A 23263-nucleotide genomic window follows, 5' to 3' on the forward strand; every position below is an offset into this window, starting at 1 on the left:
TTTTTATTATTTTTAGGAGTCTAGGTTTCCCCAATCAACAAAAGTCACACCACAAACCCCTTTGAAAAGTGACTCTCTGCTGAAGTTGTATATAGAATACCTTTATGAGGCTGAATCGAAGCTGAATGAGATTAAAAACTGTCAATTAAAAGCAGATAAATTGTAAAATATTAGATATATCAAGTACTTAAAATTAGTAAAAAGAGGATTTTGATAAAATCAATTACTGTTTAGCTATGAATAATGCGGGATCTACAGCATTTCCGTTCAGGAAAACAGTCCAGTGTAAATGCGCTCCGGTGACACGACCTGTTTTTCCTACCTTACCAATAATTTCGCCACGTTTTACTTGTTGGCCTTTTCTAACATTCATTTTACTAAGATGAGCATAAAGGCTTAAAACGCCATTCCCGTGATCAATATAGATGACATTGCCAGAGAAGAAGAGGTTACCAACCCACAACACTGTACCAGACTCAGTAGCTTTTACAGATCTACCCTGAGGGGCTGCGATGTCCATGCCGCTGTGTGGGTTTCTTTTTTGTTTATTTAAAATTCGACGTAGTCCGTATCTTCCGCTATCTCTTCCTGCTACAGGTCGAATAAAGTTTAGTTTAGGTGATGAGTTAGAGAAGGTAGACTTTAGCTTTTTCTTCATAACAAATTCACGTTCAATCCTTTTCATGGATTTGTTATTTGGGTTCACCTTGTTCTTATTCTTAATAGTTAAGTATTGGGTTTTATATTTATGAGGCTTAACTGTAAATTTCTGTATGCTCGTTTTTCCTGACGAATCTTTGATGTCTATTTTATGTTGTCCGGTTTTTGCATCTAAGGATATGCCGACAATGGCAAGCCAGTTCTGTTGTCCTTTAACTAAAGCGATGGGTTTATTGTTGTAGCTTACGTATGGCTTTGCATTGTGTGATGGGGCAACGCTTAAAACCGCTACACCACCAGGCCTTAGGCTATTATTAGGGAAGGCATAAGCAGCTGAACTTAACAAAGACAATAGAAACAGAGTAAAGATACTTCTACAGATGATAGTGAGTGTGTTGTTCATATTTGAGTCTAAAATGAATTAAGTTTAATTGACGAAATTATAATCGACTTAGGTATATGATAGGTAAACATATTGCATAAATATAACAGGCAAATAAACCTGGTTAATCTCAGCTTTAGTTGAGTCAATTAATACTGAAAATATCCCATTGGGTTTTCAATAGTGGGAACTTATATACCTAAAAGGGTAGAATTAATGGTAATTATTGTGTTATCTTCAATCAAATGCTACGCAGCTTAGAAGCTTAAGTTGAAAAAAATAGCGAAGCTAAAAAGAGCTAAATTATCAGCCCCCGTATAAGATGTTATGTCTTTTTTTGATAATTTAAATTTTATGGTAGCAATACTATTACCCCAAGAAAATTAATAATATTTAAACTTTGCGAATGTACTGTTTGTATATTGTTATTTTCACCAAAGGATTGGAGTGTGATCTATGCAAACTGGACATTCGGCCCCTGATGTTCTTTTCGAAAGTGTTTCTACAACTAAAAATAATGTTTCTGAAATCAAAGGTGATGTAACAGACCTCATTGAGGCAAAGAAACTGAAAATATCCCAAAAAGCTGGTCTTGATAAGTCAAAAGAAGATTTAATTGCTGATAAACCTAAGCCAGCTAAAGTTCCACGTAAGGAACTCGACGCCATTCAACTTTATTTGAAAGAAATAGAGTTCTCTCCATTGTTGACCCCTGAAGAAGAAGTTAAGTATGGGCGTTTAGCAAAAGAAGGTGACGCATTGGGTCGTAAAAAAATGATCGTATGTAATTTGCGATTAGTCGTGAAAATCTCACGTCGTTATATGAATCGTGGATTACCTTTGCCTGATCTTATCGAAGAAGGAAATCTTGGTCTAATTCACGCCGTTGAAAAATTTGATCCTGAGCGTGGTTTCAGATTTTCTACCTACGCAACGTGGTGGATACGACAAAATATTGAACGTGCGCTGATGAACCAGTCTCGTACCATTCGACTTCCTATCCATATTAATAAAGAAATCAATCAGTATTACCGTAAGTTCCAGCAACTCACTCAAAAAAGTGGTGAAGAGCCTACAATTGCAGAAGTCGCTGAAGCATTGGGTAAGCCAGTAGAGAAACTTCAAAAGTTACTCCATTATGGTGAGCGAGTGAGTTCACTTGATATCAATATAGGAAAAGAAGGCAATAACCCTTTAGTTGACTTTGTTTCAGAAGAGTCTCAACTAGAGCCTTCTGAATCCATCAATGATGAAGCGGTATGTAATTCAGTTGAAAGTTGGCTTACACAGCTGGAACCAAAGCAACAAGAAGTGATTGTTAGACGTTTCGGTCTACATGGTCATGATAATTCAACACTTGCACAAGTTGGTGAAGAACTTGGATTAACAAGAGAACGTGTACGCCAGATTCAAATGGAAGCACTCAGACGCTTACGTCGTATTCTTGAGAACCAGGGTTACTCAGGTGATGTGCTTCTTGGAAGTGTTTAATACACTTTTTGGGAGATACCTAGCCACCTAGGTATATAAAGAATGAAGCGAAAAAAACTCCCTCAAAGTAGGGGGGTGACAATAACTTTCAAAGCATTAATGCTCTAAAATGAAAACAAGCCGATTTTTATCGGCTTGTTTTCATTGGGTCCAAAATACTGTTCACCTGATTGAGTTTGGGGTCCAAATCAGGGAAGTCCAAATTATAATGTAAGCCACGACTCTCAGTTCTTTGCTGGGCAGACCGAATAATTAGTCTCGAGACTTCTGCAAGATTTCTTAATTCCACTAGGTCGCTTGTTACACGGAAGTTTGAATAATATTCATCGATTTCTCTGAGTAACATTTCTATACGATTTCGCGCGCGCTTTAAGCGCTTTGTGGTACGCACAATGCCCACGTAATCCCACATGAAGCGCCTAATCTCATCCCAGTTATGATTGATGACAACACGCTCGTCAGAGTCAGTTACTCGACTTTCATCCCAGTCGGGTATAGTTAAGTCTTCAAATTGGTTGATATCTGTAGCATGTCTTTTAGTAATATCTTCTGCTGAGGATTGGCCGTAAACAATGCATTCTAGTAGTGAATTACTCGCCATGCGATTTGCGCCGTGTAAACCTGTAAATGTGGTTTCGCCAATTGCATACAATCCTTCAACATCTGTATGACCAAATTTATCAACCATTAAACCACCACAAGTGTAATGTGCAGCGGGTACTACTGGTACAGGTTCTTTGCTCATGTCATATCCAAACTTCTGGCACATGGCATAAACATTAGGGAAGTGATCCATGATGAAATCAGTCGATTTATGGCTGATATCAAGAAATACAGAATCAATACCTAATCGTTTCATTTCATGGTCAATGGTCCTGGCGACAATGTCTCTTGGCGCAAGCTCTGCTCTTGGGTCAAATTTGTCCATGAAACGTGAGCCATTCGGCAATAGTAATCGTCCACCTTCACCACGAACGGCTTCGGTAATTAAATTAGATTTAGCATGCGGATGGTATAGGCATGTTGGGTGAAATTGCATAAATTCCATGTTGGCTACACGACAACCAGCGCGCCAACCCATGGCAATGCCATCGCCGCTAGCACCATCAGGATTACTGGTATAGAGATATACCTTGCTGGCGCCGCCAGTTGCAAGCACAGTATATTGAGACTTGAAAGTAATGACTTTTTCATTCTTGATGTCTAAAACATAAGCACCGATTGAATGATTTAATCGGCTTTTGTGGTGCAGTTTTCTTGTAGTAATTAAATCGATAGCAATATGATGCTCAAACAGTTCTATGTTCTTTCTGGCGCGGACCATGGAAACGAGTGTGGTTTCGATAGCGCGACCACTTGCATCTGCAGCGTGTGCTACACGTCTATTTGAGTGACCACCTTCACGAGTTAGATGCAGTCCTTCTGTGCCATCGGCTTTGTTTTCTTCTCGAGTAAATGGGACGCCTGCTTTTAATAGCCAGTCGATTGACTCAGGACCCTGTTCAACGACATGTCGAACCACGGATTCAATACAAAGGCCGGCGCCGGAATCTAGTGTATCTTCAATGTGAGATTCAAAGGAATCATTCTTGTCGAGTACTGCTGATATCCCACCTTGCGCATATAAGGTGCTTCCTTCGGTGAGCACTTCTTTACTCAAAACGGCTACTTTCATTGTTTCTGGAAGGCTTAAGGCCAGTGTTAAGCCAGAAGCCCCGCTGCCTATAATCAAAACATCATGCATATATTTACTCTGAAATTACGGTGATTAAGATAATTATTTTATTGTAGTACTCAAATCGTTCATCTATTACAACTATTTATAAAAAATCATTTCGCCTAGGTTTATCAAAAATTGCTTAAGTGATAGATTGATTCAAATATTCCTTATATGTTCGTATTAGATTATCATACGTTTAATTAATAACTTAGAAGTGAAGGCATTTTTGCAAAAAATAGACCGAGTGATTCCACTTATCTTATCAGCAGCGCCTTATAGGAGAGAGCCCTAATGGGCGCGAATCAAACAGATTTAGAATTGGTGCGAAGGGTACAATCAGGGGATAAGGCAGCTTTCGATATTTTAGTTTTAAAGTATCAGCAGAAGGTTATTAATCTTGTCACTCGATATGTGCACGACCCCCATATAGCCATGGATGTATCTCAGGAATCATTCATAAAAGCTTATAAAGGTTTAAAGAACTTTCGTGGAGACAGTGCTTTTTATACCTGGCTTTATAGGATATCCATCAATACTGCTAAAAACCATTTAGTTTCTAAAAGCCGTCGTATGCCTGATGATGATATCGATGCGCAAGAAGCTGAACAATACGATGGTGGTGGCAAACTAAGAGATATCAGTACCCCAGAAAATCAGATGATGACTGATGAAATTAAGAATACGCTTAATAAGGCAATAGAAGCATTGCCAGATGACTTGCGCATTGCAATAACGTTGAGAGAACTCGAAGGTTTAAGTTATGAAGAGATTTCTGATGCTATGGATTGCCCAATAGGGACCGTACGTTCGCGTATATTTAGAGCGCGTGAGTCTATAGAAAGTGAATTAGAGCCGTTAATAGGCAAAATTTAAGATGCTTGTGTAATAGCAAAATAGACTGGTTTTTAGTTCAGCATCGTTTAAGTTGTAAAAAATTATAATGTATGCGAACTAAGTGAATAAATTCTTGTCTATTAACATGAATATAATGGAAGTGACCAATGGAAACTAATAAACCCCCAACTTCAATGCCTGAACACCTTTCTGCTTTACTTGATGATGAAGCAGGTTTGTTTGAGCAAAAACGTGTTTTAGATGAGTTGTCTACTAACGATGCATTGCGAGATAAATTATCTACTTATGCGTTAATCGGTGAAACCATGCGCTCTAGTGATGTGGGTAAACCGATATTAAATTTAGACTCTAGTTTCCTCTCCGGTATACATGCAAAAATTGAAGAAGAAGAGCAATACCATGATGTCCAGATAGCTCAGGTAGCCGCTGGTCAGAGTGCACGTTCACAGTCATGGATAAAGCCTTTAGGAAGTTTTGCTTTAGTCGCATCCGTAGCGGCAGTAGCTGTCGTAGGATTGCAAAATTTCCAGCAATCTAGAATGGCAGAGCCCTCTGCATTAGTTGCTAGCAATAATGCGATTAGTAAAACAATGATTGCGCAAAAAGATCAGCTTACCGAAAACGAAATGTCATCAGCAAAACAGGTTTCAGCTGCTGACTTAGCTTCTAATAATGTAAACACTAACAGTGAGCCGATGGCTGCTACTCAGGAATATGCTCAGGCAGATACTCAAACCCGCTCTTTATTGAAACGCTATGTGGATTCTCACATGCAATATGCTTCAACTGCTGCATTTGTCCCTTCGGTTCGAGTCATTGCTTACACAGATAACCAATAATGATTAGATTTTATTTGGAAAATAAGAAAAAAATAAAAATGAAGAAATTAACATATCTTTTGCTTATCCCCATGCTTTTGCCAGTTACGACATTTGCTGATAAAGCTGCTGTTGATTTGTTAAATAAAATGAATCAGGCGCTACACGAATTAAACTACACAGGTACCTTGGCATACTTGCAAGGGAACTCACTGTCTACTTTGCATATTGATCATTCCGTAGTGAATGGTGTTGAAGGGGAACGCGTTGTAAGGTTGAATGAGGCTGGTAGCGAGTTATCAAGAGAGCTAAAAGGGTTTTCATTATCTTCAATCCCACGCATACGACCTGAGATGGAAAAAGTATATTCTTTTGATATGGGACGAGAAAACCGCGTAGCCAATATTCCTTGTCGAATCATTACGGCAAGACCTAAAGACCGTCAGCGTTATTTGCAAAAATATTGCATTGATACGGTTTCAGGTATGTTGCTGGATTACATGTTGGTGGGTAAGTCGCATAAGCCTGTTGAACAGTTTATGTTTACTACAATTGAAATTAGAGTGCCAGAAAGTATGGCTGCAACGAATAGTTCTATCTGTGCCGCAGGTGATTGTGCTCTGCAGTCTTTAAATGCAAATACAGGCACTACAACGGCTATTCTGGATCATTCAATTACTACGGTAGATCCTATTCAAAATTCAATCACTAAAAAACCGTCTAAGATTATTTCTAAGCAGGTTCTAAGGCAGGTGAGTCATACTTCTCTTGAAGATGGCTGGGTCATTGAAACGGTACCACTGGGCTATGAGATTAAACAGGCACCTCACTTAAAAGAACAAAATAACAATGGTGATACCAGGCATTATGTCTTATCTGATGGTTTAAGCACGGTTTCGGTTTTTGTAACGCCTTATTTGGGAAATACTCCTATGGAAGCCGTAGAGATAAATTCTGGGGCGCTAAATGTCGTTACTCAACAAAAGGGCAAGCATAGAATTACTGCAGTAGGTGAAGTACCAGAGATCACCCTGAAAAACCTAGTGAAAAACTTACGTAAAAAATAAACGGAACGACTGTCTAATGCAATTTACTCAAGAAGAAGCAGTAGTAGATGAAGTTAATAACGGTTTTGTTTATCTAAGTACTAATAACTCAGCCTGTAAAAGTTGTTCATCGCAGTCAGGTTGCTCCAGCTTTTCATTTTTTTCAAATTCACCTGGTCGATCGCTCAAAGTATTGAACACATTGAGCCTTGAGAAAGGTGATAGAGTGATGGTTGAACTGAAGACTGAAAAACTCATTCTTGGGACTTTGTTGGTATATATATTACCTTTGGTGAGCCTTTTATTCTTCTCTGCAATGGGAAAGCTTTTTTTGAGCGAAGGGTATAGCATCTTATTTGGTTGCGCTGGTTTTGTTCTAAGTTTATTTCTTGTTAAACGCCTCTTGTCTAATAAAGCACTCGCGCATCAATTTGAACCAAAATTACTCAATAAAATAATATTGATAAATCCTTCTAGTTCATAATGACTTTGGATATATAATCCATTAGCTTTACTATAGCTATTTTTACACTTGTGATAGTGGCTTCATATAAAATTAAATACACCCCCCTACTTACAGCGGTATTTTCTAATCAGGATTGGTTGGAATAATCAGAGAGGCTTGCAGATGATAAAATCAATAAAAAAAACAATACCTTTATTCTTAATTGGTTTTTTAATGTTCTCGTTCTCTGTGTCTGCAGAGCTTCCGGATTTTACTAAATTAGTTGAAGAGCACAGTGCTGCTGTAGTCAATATTAGTACCAAGAAAACCGCCAAATCGGCAAAAAAGTTTCCGCAGGAGCTCTTCGGAGAAGGAGAGAGAAATGAAATGCTCGATGAGCTAATGAAGCGTTTTCTCGATAAAGATGGTGGTGGTTTCCCTAATGACAACGACACAAGTTCTCTAGGATCAGGGTTTATCGTTTCAAAAGATGGTTATGTCGTGACCAACTATCACGTGATAGCAGAAGCTGATGAAATTATTGTAAAGCTAAATGATCGAAGAGAATTATCTGCCAAATTGGTGGGGAGTGACAAACGTAGTGATGTTGCCTTACTTAAAATTGAAGCAGACAATTTGCCGGTACTGGAAACTGGCAGTTCTGAAGATTTAAAAGTAGGGGAATGGGTTATTGCCATCGGCTCACCTTTTGGTTTTGATCATAGTGTCACGGCGGGTATTGTCAGCGCCAAAGGTAGAAGTCTTCCATCTGAGAACTATGTTCCTTTTATTCAAACAGATGTGGCAATCAATCCAGGAAATTCCGGTGGGCCATTATTTAATCTGAAAGGAAAAGTGGTAGGTATTAATTCGCAAATATTTAGTCGAACCGGTGGCTTTATGGGTGTTTCATTTGCTATTCCTGTGGATGTTGCTAAACGTGTCATCGAACAATTAAAAGAAAATGGCAAAGTTTCAAGAGGCTGGTTGGGTGTTTACATTCAGGAAGTTACGCGTGAATTGGCTTTATCCTTTGGCTTAAGTAGTCCAAGAGGCGCATTGATCGTAGAAGTTATCAAAGATGGGCCTGCAATGGGTGTGCTTAAACAAGGTGATATTGTTTTAGAATTTAATGGCAAGAAAATTAAAAACGCATCTGCTTTGCCCGTGATAGTTGGCTCAACAGAGCTAAATAAAGATGTTGAGATAACTGTGCGAAGAGGAGGGAAAACAGAGGTGTTAACGCTTCAGTTGTCAGAATTACCTTCTGATGATCTAGCCAAAGCTCCTGTGAAGAAAGAGGCAAAACCTAAGAAAATTGATAACTTTATGGGTATGGAGTTATCGAATCTGGATGATACGGCCAAGGAATCACTTGATGTTGAAAATGGTGTAATGGTTAAACGCGTTATTAAAGACCCAGCTAGAAGTGCAGGAGTGGAGCGCGGAGATATCTTGTTGATGTTCAATGGCGAAAATATCGATGATCTTGAGCATTTTCACGAGCTGACCGAAAATATTGAAGAGGGTAAGACCTATGCACTATTGGTGCTAAGATCTGGGGCAGCTAGATTTTTGGCGATTAAAATAGATAAGAAATAAAAAGTTTAATAAAAACATACTTAAACTAAGCTTATTGCTAATATCAAAATGTCCATACTCTCTAAAGAATTAATAGTGTATTATCGCGATGGCTGCCACCTGTGTGATCAAGCAACAGACTCTTTAATCACTCTACAACAAGAGTTGGGGTATGAAATTAAGCAGATTGATATCGATAATGATCCTCAGGTAACGGAGGTGATGCGTAAGCAATATCATGCTGACATTCCAGTGGTAACCTACCAAGATGAGGTGATTTTTTATCATTTTTTTGATGAAATTGCCGTAAGACAAGCACTAGCAAAGAATTCATAATGGCTTTAGCAAATCAGAATATTCGTAACTTTTCCATAATCGCCCATATCGACCATGGCAAATCAACCATCTCAGACCGCTTCATTCAGGTTTGTGAAGGATTAACTGAGCGTGAAATGGATAATCAGGTTCTTGATTCGATGGATATCGAGCGTGAGCGTGGTATTACAATCAAAGCGCAAAGTGTTTCGCTGGACTTTAAATCGAAAGACGGCGAAACATATCATCTGAATTTTATTGATACACCAGGTCATGTGGATTTCTCTTATGAGGTTTCTCGCTCCTTATCTGCTTGTGAAGGCGCATTATTAGTCGTCGATGCATCTCAAGGTGTTGAAGCGCAAAGTGTGGCTAATTGTTACACGGCGATCGATCTTGATTTGGAAGTCGTTCCGGTTCTAAATAAAATTGATTTACCTGCTGCTGATGTATTTCGTGTATCTCAGGAAATCGAAGAGATTATTGGTATCGACGCGACTGATGCTATTCATGTCAGTGGTAAAACAGGCATCGGTATTGAAGACCTGTTAGAGCAATTAGTGGAACGAATTCCTCCGCCACAAGGTGATCCTGAAGCGCCACTTAAAGCATTAATTATAGATTCCTGGTTTGATAATTATCTCGGCGTTGTTTCATTGGTCAGAGTCATTGACGGTAAGATTGGCAAAAAATCTAAAGTGATGCCAATGTCAACTAAGGCAGAATACCAAGTAGATAATGTTGGCATATTTACACCTAAACGCGTTGAAAAAAATGAATTGGTTGCTGGTGAAGTAGGTTATGTCATTGCAGGCATCAAAGATATTGAAGCAGCTAAAGTAGGTGATACGTTTACAACGGTCAAAAATCCGGCAGAAAAGCCTTTGGATGGTTTTAAAGAAATTCAACCTCGTGTCTTTGCCGGTATGTTTCCTGTCAGTGCAGATGATTACGAAAATTTGCGTGATGCTTTGGATAAGTTGCATTTAAATGATGCATCTTTACATTATGAGCCAGAAACATCACAGGCACTTGGTTTTGGTTTTCGCCTTGGTTTCCTCGGTATGTTGCATATGGAAATTGTTCAGGAACGCCTCGAACGTGAATATGACCTGGATTTGATTACCACAGCACCATCAGTAGTTTACGAAGTGGAAACGACTAAAGGCGAAACAATTAGTATTCATAATCCGGCTGAATTACCAGCGGTTAACTATATTGAAGAAATACGCGAACCAATCATTCGTGGCACTATCATGGTGCCACAAGAATACGTGGGTAATGTGATTTCCCTCTGTATTGAGAAGCGCGGTATTCAGAAAGAAATGAAGTACTTAGGTAACCAAGTTACGCTTGATTATCTTTTACCGCTCAGTGAGGTCGTGTTGGATTTCTTTGATCGCCTCAAATCAGTCAGCCGAGGTTATGCTTCTTTTGACTATGAACTCGATCACTTTGAACCAGCTCCTCTAGTTAAAGTGGATATTTTGATTAATGGTGAGCCGGTAGATGCATTGTCGATTATCGTACATAAAGATTTTTCTCAGTCGCGCGGAAGAGTATTAGTAGAACGAATGCGTGAAGTAATTCAGCGTCAGATGTTTGATGTTGCGATTCAGGCAGCTATAGGCGGGAATATTATTGCTCGTTCCAATGTGAAGGCTTTACGTAAAAATGTTACAGCCAAGTGTTATGGTGGAGATGTTTCTCGTAAAAGAAAATTATTAGAAAAACAGAAGGCTGGTAAAAAACGAATGAAACAAGTGGGGAATGTAGAGATACCCCAAGAAGCATTTTTAGCAGTTCTTAAACGAGATGAAAATTGATGGGCGTTCATCTTAATTTAGAAGTAATTCTTGTTTGCCTTACCTTATTTACAGGAATAGTTTTACTTTATTATTTTTTTGCACCTAAAAAAGACGATGAAAGTGGGGAGGTGCCTTTACTACTTGATTATTCAAGGTCATTTTTCCCAATTTTATTGATTGTTATCGTTGTACGATCATTTGTGGCAGAACCTTTTCGTATTCCCTCTGGTTCCATGATTCCAACCTTGGAAATCGGCGATTTCATTTTGGTAAAGAAATATGCGTATGGGGTGAGACTTCCTATTACGTATAAGAAAATATTAGATATAGGCGAGCCAGAGCGCGGCGATGTAGTTGTTTTTCGTTACCCTCCTGATCCAAAAATCAATTATATTAAAAGACTAATCGGTCTACCCGGCGATAAAATCCGTTGGACTGCAGATAAGAAAATTATCATAAACGATAAGCCTGTTATCTATGAAAATGATGGAGAATATCTAACCAAGGACAGGCTCGGAAGAGATATAAACGTCAGCCAATTAAAAGAGTTTTTACCTGTTAATAATTCAGCAAACAAATCGGAGGAAAACTCCGTCGAACATAAATTAATAAACTTTCCTGGTTTTTCTCAAGCTGGAGAATGGCAAGTCCCTGAAGGTCATTACTTTATGATGGGGGATAACAGAGATAATAGTAGCGATAGTCGGTTCTGGAAGTTTGTTCCCGAGCAGAATTTAGTAGGCAAAGCATCATTTGTCTGGATGCATTGGGACTGGTCAGACGGTGGCGATGGTTTTAAAGCCTCTCGTATCGGTGCTTCTGTCGATTAATTCCATCATTGTAAAATGGTTAAGCTTAGCTTCACTATGTTTATGTCATATTATCTTCGAATAAAGTTGTAATTTAAAAGAGATAATAAAATGATAATTAATAAAAATAAGCAACGTGGTGCAACAATGGTTTCTTGGTTGTTAGCAGCTGGAGTTGCAATACTTTTGGCTAGTGCGGTCGTTAAAGTCGCACCCTATTATGTAGAATTTAATAGCGTTAAGGGTTTGATGAAGAATATTGCTTCAGAGCCTGGTATAAAAAATGCTGATAAGAGGGTGATTTATTCAAAAGTTGAAAAGTATTTAAATCTAAATAGTCTAAGAAGCTTGGAGTATAGTTATTATGGCAGTAAAGATAAATCAAAGAGAGTCAAGAACCCATTTACTTTGACAAAATTAAAAAAAGGTAACAATAGGAAAGTACTCACTGTCACTTATGATGTTCCAGAAAACTGGTTTTATAATTTAAATTTTTTAATCAAGTTTAAACACTCTGTAATATTAGGTGAACCTGATGTGAAAGTTGATATTGATTCTAATGATTTAAAGGCTAGTCGTGATAAAGATACAATTAAGTTTTAATGAAACTATGTTTTAGTTGTGTTGTAGGACGCGTGTTAAGATAAATATCATTTTTTTGTATAAATCTGATATTTATGAGATCAAAACTTATAGACCTTTTAGGTCATAAACACATGGCAACTGATTGCTTTGTGCAATCGTTGACCCACAGAAGTGCTAATAATACACATAACGAGCGGATGGAGTTTTTGGGTGATAGCGTTCTAGGCGTTATTATTACGCATGAGCTGTATGCAAGAATGCCTCGTGCTTCTGAAGGTTATCTATCTCGCCTTCGCGCTTCTTTAGTGAATGAAAATACTTTAGCTGAAATCGCTAACGAGTTATCGTTGGGCGATTTTTTGCGTTTGGGTGCAGGGGAATTAAAGAGTGGGGGATTTAGGCGAAAGTCTATTTTATCTGATACTCTGGAAGCTGTTATTGCCAGCGTCTATCTTGAAAAGGGTATTGAGGAAGCTAAACGTTTTGTATTGAAAATATATACTAACCGTTTTGATGAGCTACCTTCCGAGGATTCGTTAAAAGATCCTAAAAGTCGCCTGCAAGAACTTTTGCAATCTCGTAAATTAGAAATCCCAAGTTATGCTTTGATAGATACAAGTGGTGATGACCATCGTCAGGTATTTACGGCAGAGTGTATTATAGAATCTCTGGATATTGAGACTAAAGGGATATCTAGTTCCAGACGGAAAGCAGAGCAACAAGCCGCTCAAAATGCGTATGATATCGTGAAAGAACTATTCTCTAAGAAAAAGGAAAAAACCAAGTGAGTCGTGAAGTGATAAATCCTGTAGATACGCAATGTGGAACCGTGTCTATTATAGGTCGTCCAAATGTTGGCAAATCCACGCTACTTAATCATTTGGTCGGATATAAAATCTCAGCTATCGCAAATAAGCCTCAAACCACGAGAACTAATATTCGCGGGATTGTGACGGAGGTACAAGGCGACACTCATTCCGGTTACCAAATCATTTTTACAGATACCCCGGGTATCCATTTAAATTCTAAAAACCTACTCAACAGAACGCTGAATAGTGAGGCCGTTGCCGCTGTAGAAGATGTGGATGCTATTATTTTTATCGTTGAAGCGCTGAAGTGGACAGAAGAAGATGATTTTGTCATCAGCCGACTAAAGCATACAACTAAACCGGTGTTACTTTTAATCAATAAAGTGGATCGTATCAAAGAGAAAGAAAGACTCTTTGAGTTCTTGCAAATGGTGTCTAAAAAAAGAGATTTTGCCGAATTGATTCCAGTATCTGCGGCGAAAGGGATCAATACCGATATTGTTATTGAATCATTGCTAAAAGTAATACCAAAGTCTGAGTTTATCTACCCTGAAGATTATATTACCGATAAATCAGTGCGCTTCATCTGTGGAGAATTAATTCGCGAACAGTTGGTGCTCAATTTACACGAAGAGTTACCTTACACCACAGCTGTTGAAATTGAGAGATACGAAGAGACTGACGACTTGGTAACAATTGAAGTGGTTATTTGGACGGATAGGAAAAATCAGAAAGGCATCATCATTGGTAAAAAAGGAGAAACCTTAAAGCGTATTGGTCAGGGAGCTCGTCGGTCACTGGAAGAGTTTTTGATGAAAAAAGTAATGCTCAAACAATGGGTCAAAGTTGAAGAAAACTGGCAAAACAACCCAAGGCATTTAAACGAATTAGGTATTATTTCTAATCGTGAATTATAACCAGTATTTCTCAAATACTGATTTCTAAGTATTTGAAATGCAAAAATCTTTTGGTTATGTATTAAATAGACGCCCATTTCGTGATACTAGTTTATTGCTCGATATATTCACGGAAGATTATGGGCGTATCTGTTGTGTCGCTCGACCCGCAAAAAAACGCGGTAAAATTGTTAAAGGAAATACAGAGCCATTTAGATATCTTCATTTGCAATGGATAGGCAAAGGGGATGTTCAGACATTAGTTGAAGCAGATGAACGTGGCAGACATGAGATTCCTCCCTCAGAATTGATGATGGGACTTTATTTGAATGAACTCCTATTGTTGCTCACACAGCAGCATGTCCCCCAGAGTGAGCTTTTTTCAGCTTATAAATACACATTGCATAAACTCGGTGATACTCAAATAAACCGTCAAATACTGATGCGATTTGAAGTATATATGTTACATATCATGGGTTTTCCAATTGATAATATCGAATTATCAGAGGAAGCGATTAAGCAGAATGTTAAGTATTCGTTCTCCTCGGCAGAAGGCATTACAGAAATAGATATGAATTATCCCGTAAGTTCAGATATCCCGATTATTCATGCCCAATTACTACATCAAATAAAAGATATGCAATCAATGGACGTCAAGTATTGGGCAGAGTTGAGGCCCTTTTTAGATAAGGTAATTTCTAGCTTGTCTCCTCGAGTCATTAATACGCGTAAATTATTGAAACTATAGCAATAAGAGAAATACCGAAAACATTCACCCTTTGAAGGATTTAACCTATAATTCAACACAAATAAGCGTAGACGAATCGATAGCTTTGACTTTGTCGTGTCTCATCTTATATAAGCGTATAGAAAAAGTTAAAAAATACTTAGATTAAATAAAAGAAGGAATGTGATGCAGGATAAGGCAATACACGAAGAATTAGAGCTTGGGGTAAATATCGATCATATCGCAACGTTACGACAGGCTAGAGGAACAGCGTATCCTGATATTTTAGAGGCGGCTTTTTTAGTAGAAGAAGCAGGCGCTCATGCGATTACTATTCATTTAAGAGAAGATCGCCGTCACATTCAGGATCAAGATGTCTACGATATCCGTAAACAGATAAATGTCCGCATGAATCTAGAACTTGCTGCAACTGATGAAATGGTTGGTATTGCTTGTGACGTTAACCCGGAAGATGCATGTATTGTTCCTGAAAAGCGAGAGGAGCTAACTACTGAAGGCGGTCTGGATATCATTGGACAATTTGACCGTATTCAAAAATGTACCAAAACGTTATCAGAGCAAGGAATCCGTGTTTCATTATTTATCGAACCTGATATCGAGCAGATTAAACGTGTTAATGATGTGGGTGCCCCCGTTATCGAACTGCACACAGGAACCTATGCAAATGCGCAAGGTGATGCACAAGCTCGTGAGTTTGATCGGATTGTTGAAGCAGCAGAATTTGCTCACTCACTAGGTATACAAGTCAATGCAGGTCATGGATTAGACTATTCGAATACAACCGTGATCGCTAAAATCCCCGAGATAAGAGAATTAAATATTGGGCATTCCATTGTCTCGCGCGCAGTCTTTGTGGGTATTAGTCGAGCAACCCGTCAAATGCTACAAATTATGCGAGAAGCAAGAGATTTAGGTTAAATAGTCGTACACGTATGGGAATTATAGGTATAGGTACAGATATCGTTCAAACCAAACGAATCAAACGATTGATGGATAAGTTTCCGACCGGGTTTATCGAGCGAATTCTGCATGAAAACGAATTAGAGGTTTATAAGGAGTTTAAAAACCCTGTTTCGTATGTCGCAAGGCGTTTTGCCGCAAAAGAGGCAGTATCCAAAGCTTTGGGTACAGGTATCGCTGGCGGGGTGTCATTTCATGATATTGAAATTAGCAACACAAAAGATGGTCAGCCAGTATTAACGCTTTATGGGGAAACATTAGCCATTGCCAACAAGCTCGGTGTAAAGAAGCACCATATTACACTCAGCGATGAGAAAAAATATGCAGTTGCTTATGTTATCTTAGAAAGCTAGATAAACATTAGTTATCGATTAAGACACGTTTAGCTAAGTTAGGCGAACCGAAACCAGATCAGCATTATTATTTAAAATACACCCCCCCACTTATAGGCACTTTTTATTTATACTCCTAGTTTTAACGAGGGGCACAGGGAAACACAGATGGAATATCCAATTATTGAAAGCCTTATTGGCAACACACCGTTGGTAAGACTGCAAAGATTACCTGGCAACACTTCGAATACGATTCTTGCAAAATTAGAAGGGAATAATCCAGCAGGTTCAGTTAAAGACAGAGCGGCTTACAGCATGATTAAGCGTGCAGAAGAGCGTGGTGATATAAAGCCTGGCGACACGTTGATTGAAGCGACCAGTGGCAATACAGGCATTGCCTTGGCAATGGTTGCAGCTATGCGTGGTTACAAAATGAAATTGTTGATGCCTGCGAGTCTCAGTGCCGAAAGACGCGCATCAATGAAAGCTTATGGTGCTGAACTCAGATTAGTCACCAAAGAAGAAGGTGGCATGGAAGGCGCACGAGATATAGCCATGCAGATGCAACAGGATGGAGAAGGCCTGTTGCTGAATCAATTTGCCAATCAAGATAATCCTTTAGCGCATTACGAAACAACAGGCCCTGAAATCTGGCGAGATACTCAAGGCGAAGTAACACATTTTGTCAGTGCAATGGGAACAACAGGGACAATTACAGGTACTGGTCGTTATTTGCACGAACAAAATAAAGACGTAAAAATTGTAGGAGTCCGTCCCAAAACGAATGATGAAGAAATTCCTGGAATCAGACGCTGGTCTCCAGAATATCTCCCTGAAATATTCGACGCTAGCGTGGTAGATATTGAAATCGACATCACCCAGAAAGAGTCAGAATCCACTATGCTTCGACTGGCTACCGAAGAAGGTATCTTCTGCGGCGTTTCTTCAGGTGGAGCGGTTGCATCAGCCCTAAAATTATCAGAGCAAGTTAGCAATGCCACCATCGTTGCCATAATCTGTGACAGAGGTGATCGATACATATCAACAGGAGTTTTTCCTTCATGAATGTACTGGTGTTTGATATAGAGACAGTACCCGATATCGCAGGTGGAAAAATTATCCATGACCTTCAAGGGCTGGATGATGAAAGTACTGCAAAAGCGTTATTTCACTTACGAAAACAAAAAACAGGCAGTGACTTTTTACCGCTTCATTTACAAAAAATTGTGGCTATCTCAGTCGTTTATCGTGGTATGGGCGATGATAAGGGGCATGAAGTATCGGTCAGAAGTCTGGGTGATGAAAATAGTAGCGAAGCCGATTTACTGTCATTGTTCTTTAAAGAAATAGAGCAGCGAACTCCGAGGATAGTTTCATGGAATGGCACGGGGTTCGATTTACCCGTGATTCATTACAGAACGTTAAAAAATAAAGTTAGTGCCCCCGGGTACTGGGAAAAGGGGGATAACAATAGTGCGTTTCGTTACGACAACTATCTAAGTCGTTATCACGAGCGTCACACCGATTTAATGGATGTGCTTGCTAGTTATAATCATAATGCGGCGGCATCGTTGCAAGATATTGCGATGCTCTTAGGGTTTCCCGGAAAAATGGGTATGGATGGCTCTTTGGTGTGGGATGAATATCAAAAGGGTAATTTGAGTGGGATTCGCAACTATTGTGAAACAGATGTTCTCAACACCTATCTGGTTTATTTGCGTTATCAACTGATGCGCGGAGAGTTGGATAACGATGAATTAGATGCTGAGTACACGCTGTTAAAAGAAAAGTTAGATAACTCTGGCAAAGAACACTTGCTTGAATTTTCAAAATCTTGGAAAAATATTTGAAATGGTAGATGAAACACAATTGGACCTATTAGGCGCTGATGTAGAAGATATGGAAGACAAACAGATCGATAGCGAAAAGATAGACGACGAAAGCATCGCTGGCAATAATGGAGATGGCCTTGGTGGGAATGGAGGCTCTGGTAGTGGCGGAGGTTCTTTCGACGATGGTATAGAAAGATTGTCGCTAGAAAAATACACTGAAAAAGCCTATCTCGATTATTCCATGTACGTTATTTTGGATCGAGCTCTGCCCAATATTGGTGATGGTTTAAAACCTGTTCAACGACGTATCGTCTATGCGATGTCGGAGCTGGGCCTATCTGCCGCTTCCAAACATAAAAAATCAGCACGTACCGTTGGTGATGTGTTGGGTAAGTTTCATCCGCATGGCGATTCTGCCTGTTATGAAGCGATGGTGCTGATGGCTCAGCCATTTTCCTATCGTTATCCATTGGTTGATGGTCAGGGTAACTGGGGTTCGCAGGATGATCCAAAATCCTTCGCTGCTATGCGTTACACCGAATCTCGATTAACACCTTATGCAAAAGTCTTGTTGCAGGAATTAGGGCAGGGAACGGTTGAATGGGCTGATAATTTTGATGGTACTTTAAAAGAACCATCATTATTACCAGCACGTTTACCTAATGTTTTGCTAAATGGTGGTTCAGGAATTGCCGTTGGTATGGCGACCGATATCCCGCCACACAACTTGCGTGAAGTGGTTAATGCCTGTTTGCAATTACTGAAGAAGAAAACCTCTTCCATTGAAGAGCTAAGCGAATTCATCAAAGGGCCTGATTACCCAACGAATGCAGAGATAATCAGTACGCCTGAAGAAATTGCTTCAATGTATGAAACGGGCAAAGGAAGCATAAAACAACGTGCAGTCTGGGAAAAAGAAAATGGAGATGTGATTATTACCGCGCTTCCATTCCAGGCTTCAGGCGGTAAAGTCTTAGAGCAAATTGCACAACAAATGCGTGCAAAGAAATTGCCAATGGTGGCAGATTTACGCGACGAGTCAGATCACGAAAACCCAACGCGATTAGTGATTACACCGCGTTCGAATCGTGTCGATATCGACCAATTAATGTCACATCTATTTGCCAGTACCGACCTTGAGCGCAATTACCGCGTCAATATGAATATGATCGGTATTGACGGTAAGCCACAAGTCAAAAACTTGAAAGCCGTATTGTCTGAGTGGTTAGAATTCCGTCGTGCTACGGTTATCAAGCGAATCGAATGGCGCTTAAACAAAGTTCTTGAACGCTTACACATATTAGAAGGCTTATTAACGGCTCACCTTAATATAGATGAAGTCATCAGAATCATTCGAGAGAATGACGAGCCTAAACCAATCCTGATGGAGCGCTTTTCTCTCAGTGATATTCAGGCAGAAGCAGTACTTAACTTACGCTTACGTAATTTGGCAAAACTGGAAGAATTCCAGATTCGCGCAGAACAAGATGAGTTAATTAAAGAACGTGATGAGCTACAGGGCTTATTGGATTCTCCTAACAAGCTGACTTCATTAATCAAGAAAGAACTCAAAGAAGACGCAGAGAAATACGGCGATGATCGTCGTTCGCCGATTGTTATACGTGAAGCATCACAAGTTCTTGATGAAAATGCATTAATCCCTTCAGAGCCTGTTACAGTTGTATTGTCACAAATGGGATGGATTCGTGCGGCCAAAGGTCACGATATTGATCCGCATTCCTTGAGCTATAAACAAGGCGATAAATATCAAGCTTCAGCGCAAGGGCGATCAAATCAACAAGTTGTCTTGCTTGATAGTACGGGTCGAAGCTATACGCTAGCAGCCCATACCTTACCATCCGCGCGCGGGCAGGGTGATCCACTCAGTGGGCGTTTCAAACCCGCAGAAGGCGCTACTTTCAATTATTCCTTAATGGGAAAAAATGAAGAATATTTCTTACTAGGAAGCAGTTTCGGTTACGGTTTCATCTGTAAGTTCGAAGACATGCTAAGTCGCGCAAAAGCAGGCAAGGCGACAGTAAGTTTGGGTAATGCAGGTGCAAAAATTATTAACCCTTCGGTAATTAGTGATATCGAAACGGATATGATTGCGGCTGTCACTAGCGAAGGTTATTTATTGATTATTAATGCCAATGAATTGCCACAACTACCTCGCGGAAAAGGCAATAAAATCATCAATGTGCCGAGCAAGCGCCTTAAAGAAGGCGAAGAAAGTGTGGTGGCGATGATAGCTTTCCCACAAGGTGCTAAATTGATTATTCATGCGGGCAAAAAGCATAAAACTATACAAGGTGCCGAAGTCATTGAATATCAGGCTGAACGCGGTAAGCGGGGTAAACTTTTGCCACAAGGTTATCGTAATGTGAGTCATTTAGAGGCTGAATAGCGCTAGATACAAGTGAGTAGCGCAATACCTATATTGATAGCGATAGATAAATTATGAAGATATTACTGGGCTGGATACTATTTACATCCCTGTTATCTATGGCGATTGTATTCAAAGCTCCAGATTTTTTGCCTATAGGTGAAAGGTCGGGAGCGATGATAAGCCAATCATCCCAGTTGCAGTTGTTAGACGATTTAATCAGTCAGGATGAAATAGACTCCAAGAAGCTTCAAGAAAGGCAGTTAGCGTTAAAACTTCGTTATAAAAACAGTGTAGCAAGCGCCCAGCTTGAAACATTGCCAATCACCAGTTTATTCTTTGCTTTGGTGGGTTTGAATATACTCAATATCGTTTTGATTCTTGTTTTCTTGCTATTTATGCGCAACAAAAAAGATCTGTAAAAAAAGGTCTGTAAGTAGGGGGGTGACTTACAATTTTATTTAGCCTTGTTTTTAATCCTATTTAATAGCGTTTCAACACCTGGATAATCTTCAGGGGTTAACTGGTATTTATTACCGGCATGACCCCATGATTCTTTGTGAGCTAATGCCTGTTTCAAAGAGGGAATGTCGGTGAAATGATATCCGCCAATGGCATCTACCCCAAGCTCAAATAAAATATCAGGAAGGCTACTGCCGCTCGGGCCAATAAGGCTGAACGACTTTGCTTGTTTGCTGTGTGATAACACCTCATCCAGCGTGTTATTGATGAGCGTAGAAGCAGTACACAGAATATGCTGGCAGCTGGTCAGGTCTTTTACATTTTCGGTTAAAACCACACCTGCCTGTAATTCTACACGACCTGGATTTTTTTCAAGTACGAGTACCTCAATACCTTTTTCGGTCAATCTTTTGATTAACGGTGAGAAGTAACCAATCATGCCGATCCGTTCTCCCTGTCTGGCCTGATCAATTCCAGTACTGGTGTTATTTTTATTGGTTGGAATATAACCCGCTTTATCCATAATAAATTGGCTAACCGCATTAATTGCGCCCAAAGCGATTGCTCTTTCATGCAGTGAATGACTATTAAACTTTTTGATAAGACTCAGTGTGCTTTGGTTTTCGTCTTTGATGTTTGAATAGATGTTTTCCAAGTGGTTTTCCAGTTGAATGAGCGTGTCATCTAAACTGGTATAAAAAGCGCCGGCACTGCCATCTTCTAAAATGACCACACCAAATTCGTCTTTCTTTTTTAGATTCTTATCGATAGTAACGATATCTTTTATATTGTGTTCTTGATTTGTATTTTCGTAATCGTTATCCGATTGCGGTAAGCAGAAACCTTCAATCTTTGGCAGCTCGATTTGCTGAGCTATGTCTGTGAATAGTTCTATGTATTCGCTGTTAATGTCCATAACAATGTCCGTAAAAAAGAAAACAGAAGTGACAGTAGATTAAGTAAACAGGTATTCGACTAGTCAAAGTTGTTGTCTCGTTTCAGCTGTTTTAGTTTTTCGTCTTAACAAAAAAAAACCGCTGAAAGTAGGGGGGGGGGTGAATCAGAGTATTTAGATTAGTTGATTAACCAGTTCTGGCAGAATCTCTTCGCAGGATTCTGGAACAACCAGATCAAACATTTCTTCACCTCGCATTTCGCCTTGATTAATAGCGTATAACGGCAGATCATTTTGATGTGCCCAACGCGGGAATCGAAAACCGGAAAATACTTTCAGTGAGCTGCCAATCACCAATAAACAATCAGCTTCTGCCAAGGTTTTAAAGGCTAGCTCAACGCGTTCTTTAGGTACAATGCCGCCAAAAAAAACAACATCGGGCATCAATGTGCCAGCGCATTTTTCACAAGGTGGAATGTTCACCGTATCGGTCGCATAGTCATCGATATTCGCATCGCCATCAGGCAATGCTTTGCTGCTGATTCGTTCAATATAGCTGTTTAACGCGGGATTGGATTCTTCTAATCTTGGTTGATAATCTGCACGTCTACTGATGTCGTTACAATCTAGACAAATTATTTGATCAATCCGTCCGTGTAAGTCGATAACTTCTTTAGCGCCAGCATTGCTGTGAAGTCTATCAACATTCTGAGTCACAATTTTTGATACACGTCCGCTTTCTTGCAATTGGGTAATAGCCTGATGAGCCGCATTTGGTTTTGCATGCCCCGTAATAATCCAGCCAGCCATGCTTCGTGCCCAATAGCGTTTTCTGAATGATTCCTGGGTTATAAACTCATTATGTTGAATAGGGTTTCCGGCCTGCCAATTGCCTTTGTTATCTCGATAGGTAGGAATTCCGGATGGAGCACTAATTCCTGCGCCACTGAGTACCCAGATATTGCGTTTGTTTTTTAACGCAGTAATGAGCTGATCAGTGTTTGAATATTGGGTTTTCGTGCTTTCTTGAGGCATAAATTAAAATGAGTCTTAATTATTAAAATTATGGAATAAAACAGTCGCTTATACGTCTATAGTATAGAGACAGGTTTAAAAGTATAGAAACATGACTAATTTTATGAAGACTTTTACGACTTTCTGCATATAAAAACAAATTCTAAACGTACATTCATACAGAATGTTTGCAGACAGTGATGTTGAATCAACCCTGGTAAATGTTTCTAAAGCCATTTTGATCGCTCAGGTGTTGCTTCAGTCATTTGATATGGGAGTAGGGCTTGGCGTATATTCAGGCTTTATCTATACAAAAAATAGGGTATGAAGGCTTTTTTACTTATCGGTAGAGTGAAATGCCATCAATAATAAATACCGAAGCTCGCTTAGATTTAGTTACTCAAACAATGAAAA

Annotated in this window: 23 protein-coding genes; 19 read left to right on the forward strand and 4 right to left on the reverse strand. The window is 39.4% G+C overall.

Annotated elements, in window-relative coordinates; genetic code table 11:
• Positions 1-223: 223 nt before the first annotated feature.
• Entirely contained in the window at positions 224-1063 is an 840-nt protein-coding gene (locus OO007_RS16785; protein WP_325809657.1) for a peptidoglycan DD-metalloendopeptidase family protein, read from the reverse strand.
• Positions 1064-1498: 435 nt separating this feature from the next.
• Here OO007_RS16785 and rpoS point away from each other — a divergent pair, with 435 nt between their 5' ends.
• A complete protein-coding gene (gene rpoS, locus OO007_RS16790) occupies positions 1499-2533 on the forward strand; it encodes an RNA polymerase sigma factor RpoS (RefSeq protein WP_325809658.1) in 1035 nt (344 codons plus the stop codon).
• Positions 2534-2660: 127 nt separating this feature from the next.
• Here rpoS and nadB read toward each other — a convergent pair whose 3' ends face one another.
• A complete protein-coding gene (gene nadB, locus OO007_RS16795) occupies positions 2661-4277 on the reverse strand; it encodes an L-aspartate oxidase (RefSeq protein WP_325809659.1) in 1617 nt (538 codons plus the stop codon).
• 267 nt (positions 4278-4544) lie between these two features.
• Here nadB and rpoE point away from each other — a divergent pair, with 267 nt between their 5' ends.
• The 18 genes from rpoE to OO007_RS16885 all read left to right on the forward strand — a co-directional run bounded on the left by rpoE (position 4545) and on the right by OO007_RS16885 (position 20900).
• On the forward strand, positions 4545-5126 hold the full coding sequence (gene rpoE, locus OO007_RS16800; RefSeq protein ID WP_131906507.1) for an RNA polymerase sigma factor RpoE: 582 nt from the start codon (positions 4545-4547) through the stop codon (positions 5124-5126).
• 128 nt (positions 5127-5254) lie between these two features.
• On the forward strand, positions 5255-5947 hold the full coding sequence (locus OO007_RS16805) for a sigma-E factor negative regulatory protein (RefSeq protein ID WP_325809660.1): 693 nt from the start codon (positions 5255-5257) through the stop codon (positions 5945-5947).
• A 38-nt stretch (positions 5948-5985) separates the two neighbouring features.
• Positions 5986-6993, forward strand: a complete 1008-nt coding sequence (locus tag OO007_RS16810; RefSeq protein ID WP_325809661.1) for a MucB/RseB C-terminal domain-containing protein — start codon at positions 5986-5988, stop codon at positions 6991-6993.
• Positions 6994-7009: 16 nt separating this feature from the next.
• Positions 7010-7456 carry a SoxR reducing system RseC family protein gene (locus tag OO007_RS16815; RefSeq protein WP_325809662.1) on the forward strand — a complete coding sequence of 149 codons (447 nt, stop codon included), beginning with the start codon at positions 7010-7012 and terminating at the stop codon, positions 7454-7456.
• Between the two features lie 144 nt (positions 7457-7600).
• The gene (locus OO007_RS16820; RefSeq protein WP_325809663.1) at positions 7601-9019 is read left to right on the forward strand and encodes a Do family serine endopeptidase; all 1419 of its coding nucleotides are present in this window, start codon (positions 7601-7603) and stop codon (positions 9017-9019) included.
• A gap of 48 nt (positions 9020-9067) precedes the next feature.
• Positions 9068-9334, forward strand: a complete 267-nt coding sequence (locus tag OO007_RS16825) for a glutaredoxin family protein (RefSeq protein WP_325809664.1) — start codon at positions 9068-9070, stop codon at positions 9332-9334.
• On the forward strand, positions 9334-11139 hold the full coding sequence (gene lepA, locus OO007_RS16830) for a translation elongation factor 4 (protein ID WP_131906501.1): 1806 nt from the start codon (positions 9334-9336) through the stop codon (positions 11137-11139). The genes OO007_RS16825 and lepA overlap by 1 nt, the downstream gene beginning before the upstream one ends.
• Positions 11140-11249: 110 nt before the next feature.
• Positions 11250-11951: a signal peptidase I gene (gene lepB, locus OO007_RS16835; protein ID WP_325809665.1), complete on the forward strand. Its 702-nt coding sequence runs from the start codon at positions 11250-11252 to the stop codon at positions 11949-11951.
• A 90-nt stretch (positions 11952-12041) separates the two neighbouring features.
• The gene (locus tag OO007_RS16840) at positions 12042-12533 is read left to right on the forward strand and encodes a DUF4845 domain-containing protein (RefSeq protein WP_325809666.1); all 492 of its coding nucleotides are present in this window, start codon (positions 12042-12044) and stop codon (positions 12531-12533) included.
• A gap of 74 nt (positions 12534-12607) precedes the next feature.
• Positions 12608-13303 (forward strand): ribonuclease III, encoded by a 696-nt coding sequence (gene rnc / locus OO007_RS16845; protein WP_442784348.1) that lies wholly within the window; start codon positions 12608-12610, stop codon positions 13301-13303.
• Positions 13300-14241 (forward strand): GTPase Era, encoded by a 942-nt coding sequence (gene era, locus OO007_RS16850; protein ID WP_325809667.1) that lies wholly within the window; start codon positions 13300-13302, stop codon positions 14239-14241. Before rnc ends, era begins: the two co-directional genes overlap by 4 nt.
• A 37-nt stretch (positions 14242-14278) precedes the next feature.
• Positions 14279-14968 (forward strand): DNA repair protein RecO, encoded by a 690-nt coding sequence (gene recO / locus OO007_RS16855; RefSeq protein WP_325809668.1) that lies wholly within the window; start codon positions 14279-14281, stop codon positions 14966-14968.
• 165 nt (positions 14969-15133) lie between these two features.
• A complete protein-coding gene (gene pdxJ, locus OO007_RS16860; protein ID WP_131906496.1) occupies positions 15134-15886 on the forward strand; it encodes a pyridoxine 5'-phosphate synthase in 753 nt (250 codons plus the stop codon).
• A gap of 14 nt (positions 15887-15900) precedes the next feature.
• Entirely contained in the window at positions 15901-16281 is a 381-nt protein-coding gene (gene acpS / locus OO007_RS16865; RefSeq protein WP_131906495.1) for a holo-ACP synthase, read from the forward strand.
• Between the two features lie 147 nt (positions 16282-16428).
• Positions 16429-17325, forward strand: coding sequence for a cysteine synthase CysM (gene cysM, locus OO007_RS16870; RefSeq protein ID WP_325809669.1), 897 nt, complete (start codon positions 16429-16431; stop codon positions 17323-17325).
• On the forward strand, positions 17322-18110 hold the full coding sequence (locus OO007_RS16875) for a 3'-5' exonuclease (protein WP_325809670.1): 789 nt from the start codon (positions 17322-17324) through the stop codon (positions 18108-18110). The genes cysM and OO007_RS16875 overlap by 4 nt, the downstream gene beginning before the upstream one ends.
• Complete coding sequence (gene parC, locus OO007_RS16880) at positions 18079-20499, forward strand: DNA topoisomerase IV subunit A (protein WP_325809671.1); 2421 nt, start codon at positions 18079-18081, stop codon at positions 20497-20499. The genes OO007_RS16875 and parC overlap by 32 nt, the downstream gene beginning before the upstream one ends.
• A gap of 53 nt (positions 20500-20552) precedes the next feature.
• On the forward strand, positions 20553-20900 hold the full coding sequence (locus tag OO007_RS16885) for a hypothetical protein (protein WP_325809672.1): 348 nt from the start codon (positions 20553-20555) through the stop codon (positions 20898-20900).
• Positions 20901-20935: 35 nt separating this feature from the next.
• On the opposite strand, the gene OO007_RS16890 is transcribed toward OO007_RS16885, so the two are convergent.
• Both OO007_RS16890 and OO007_RS16895 read right to left on the reverse strand, forming a co-directional pair.
• Positions 20936-21856, reverse strand: coding sequence for a Rossmann-like domain-containing protein (locus tag OO007_RS16890; RefSeq protein WP_325809673.1), 921 nt, complete (start codon positions 21854-21856; stop codon positions 20936-20938).
• A gap of 153 nt (positions 21857-22009) precedes the next feature.
• Positions 22010-22870 carry an NAD-dependent protein deacetylase gene (locus tag OO007_RS16895; RefSeq protein ID WP_325809674.1) on the reverse strand — a complete coding sequence of 287 codons (861 nt, stop codon included), beginning with the start codon at positions 22868-22870 and terminating at the stop codon, positions 22010-22012.
• Positions 22871-23263 lie beyond the last annotated feature (393 nt).

The sequence above is a fragment of the Cocleimonas sp. KMM 6892 genome (assembly GCF_035798195.1).
Lineage (GTDB): Bacteria > Pseudomonadota > Gammaproteobacteria > Thiotrichales > Thiotrichaceae > Cocleimonas > Cocleimonas flava.

Coding starts and splice junctions, on each gene's coding strand:
- OO007_RS16785 (WP_325809657.1), bottom strand. CDS start 1,063: ATGAACAACACACTCACTATCATCTGTAGAAGTATCTTTACTCTGTTT.
- rpoS (WP_325809658.1), top strand. CDS start 1,499: ATGCAAACTGGACATTCGGCCCCTGATGTTCTTTTCGAAAGTGTTTCT.
- nadB (WP_325809659.1), bottom strand. CDS start 4,277: ATGCATGATGTTTTGATTATAGGCAGCGGGGCTTCTGGCTTAACACTG.
- rpoE (WP_131906507.1), top strand. CDS start 4,545: ATGGGCGCGAATCAAACAGATTTAGAATTGGTGCGAAGGGTACAATCA.
- OO007_RS16805 (WP_325809660.1), top strand. CDS start 5,255: ATGGAAACTAATAAACCCCCAACTTCAATGCCTGAACACCTTTCTGCT.
- OO007_RS16810 (WP_325809661.1), top strand. CDS start 5,986: ATGAAGAAATTAACATATCTTTTGCTTATCCCCATGCTTTTGCCAGTT.
- OO007_RS16815 (WP_325809662.1), top strand. CDS start 7,010: ATGCAATTTACTCAAGAAGAAGCAGTAGTAGATGAAGTTAATAACGGT.
- OO007_RS16820 (WP_325809663.1), top strand. CDS start 7,601: ATGATAAAATCAATAAAAAAAACAATACCTTTATTCTTAATTGGTTTT.
- OO007_RS16825 (WP_325809664.1), top strand. CDS start 9,068: ATGTCCATACTCTCTAAAGAATTAATAGTGTATTATCGCGATGGCTGC.
- lepA (WP_131906501.1), top strand. CDS start 9,334: ATGGCTTTAGCAAATCAGAATATTCGTAACTTTTCCATAATCGCCCAT.
- OO007_RS16840 (WP_325809666.1), top strand. CDS start 12,042: ATGATAATTAATAAAAATAAGCAACGTGGTGCAACAATGGTTTCTTGG.
- rnc (WP_442784348.1), top strand. CDS start 12,608: ATGAGATCAAAACTTATAGACCTTTTAGGTCATAAACACATGGCAACT.
- recO (WP_325809668.1), top strand. CDS start 14,279: ATGCAAAAATCTTTTGGTTATGTATTAAATAGACGCCCATTTCGTGAT.
- pdxJ (WP_131906496.1), top strand. CDS start 15,134: ATGCAGGATAAGGCAATACACGAAGAATTAGAGCTTGGGGTAAATATC.
- acpS (WP_131906495.1), top strand. CDS start 15,901: ATGGGAATTATAGGTATAGGTACAGATATCGTTCAAACCAAACGAATC.
- cysM (WP_325809669.1), top strand. CDS start 16,429: ATGGAATATCCAATTATTGAAAGCCTTATTGGCAACACACCGTTGGTA.
- OO007_RS16875 (WP_325809670.1), top strand. CDS start 17,322: ATGAATGTACTGGTGTTTGATATAGAGACAGTACCCGATATCGCAGGT.
- OO007_RS16885 (WP_325809672.1), top strand. CDS start 20,553: ATGAAGATATTACTGGGCTGGATACTATTTACATCCCTGTTATCTATG.
- OO007_RS16890 (WP_325809673.1), bottom strand. CDS start 21,856: ATGGACATTAACAGCGAATACATAGAACTATTCACAGACATAGCTCAG.
- OO007_RS16895 (WP_325809674.1), bottom strand. CDS start 22,870: ATGCCTCAAGAAAGCACGAAAACCCAATATTCAAACACTGATCAGCTC.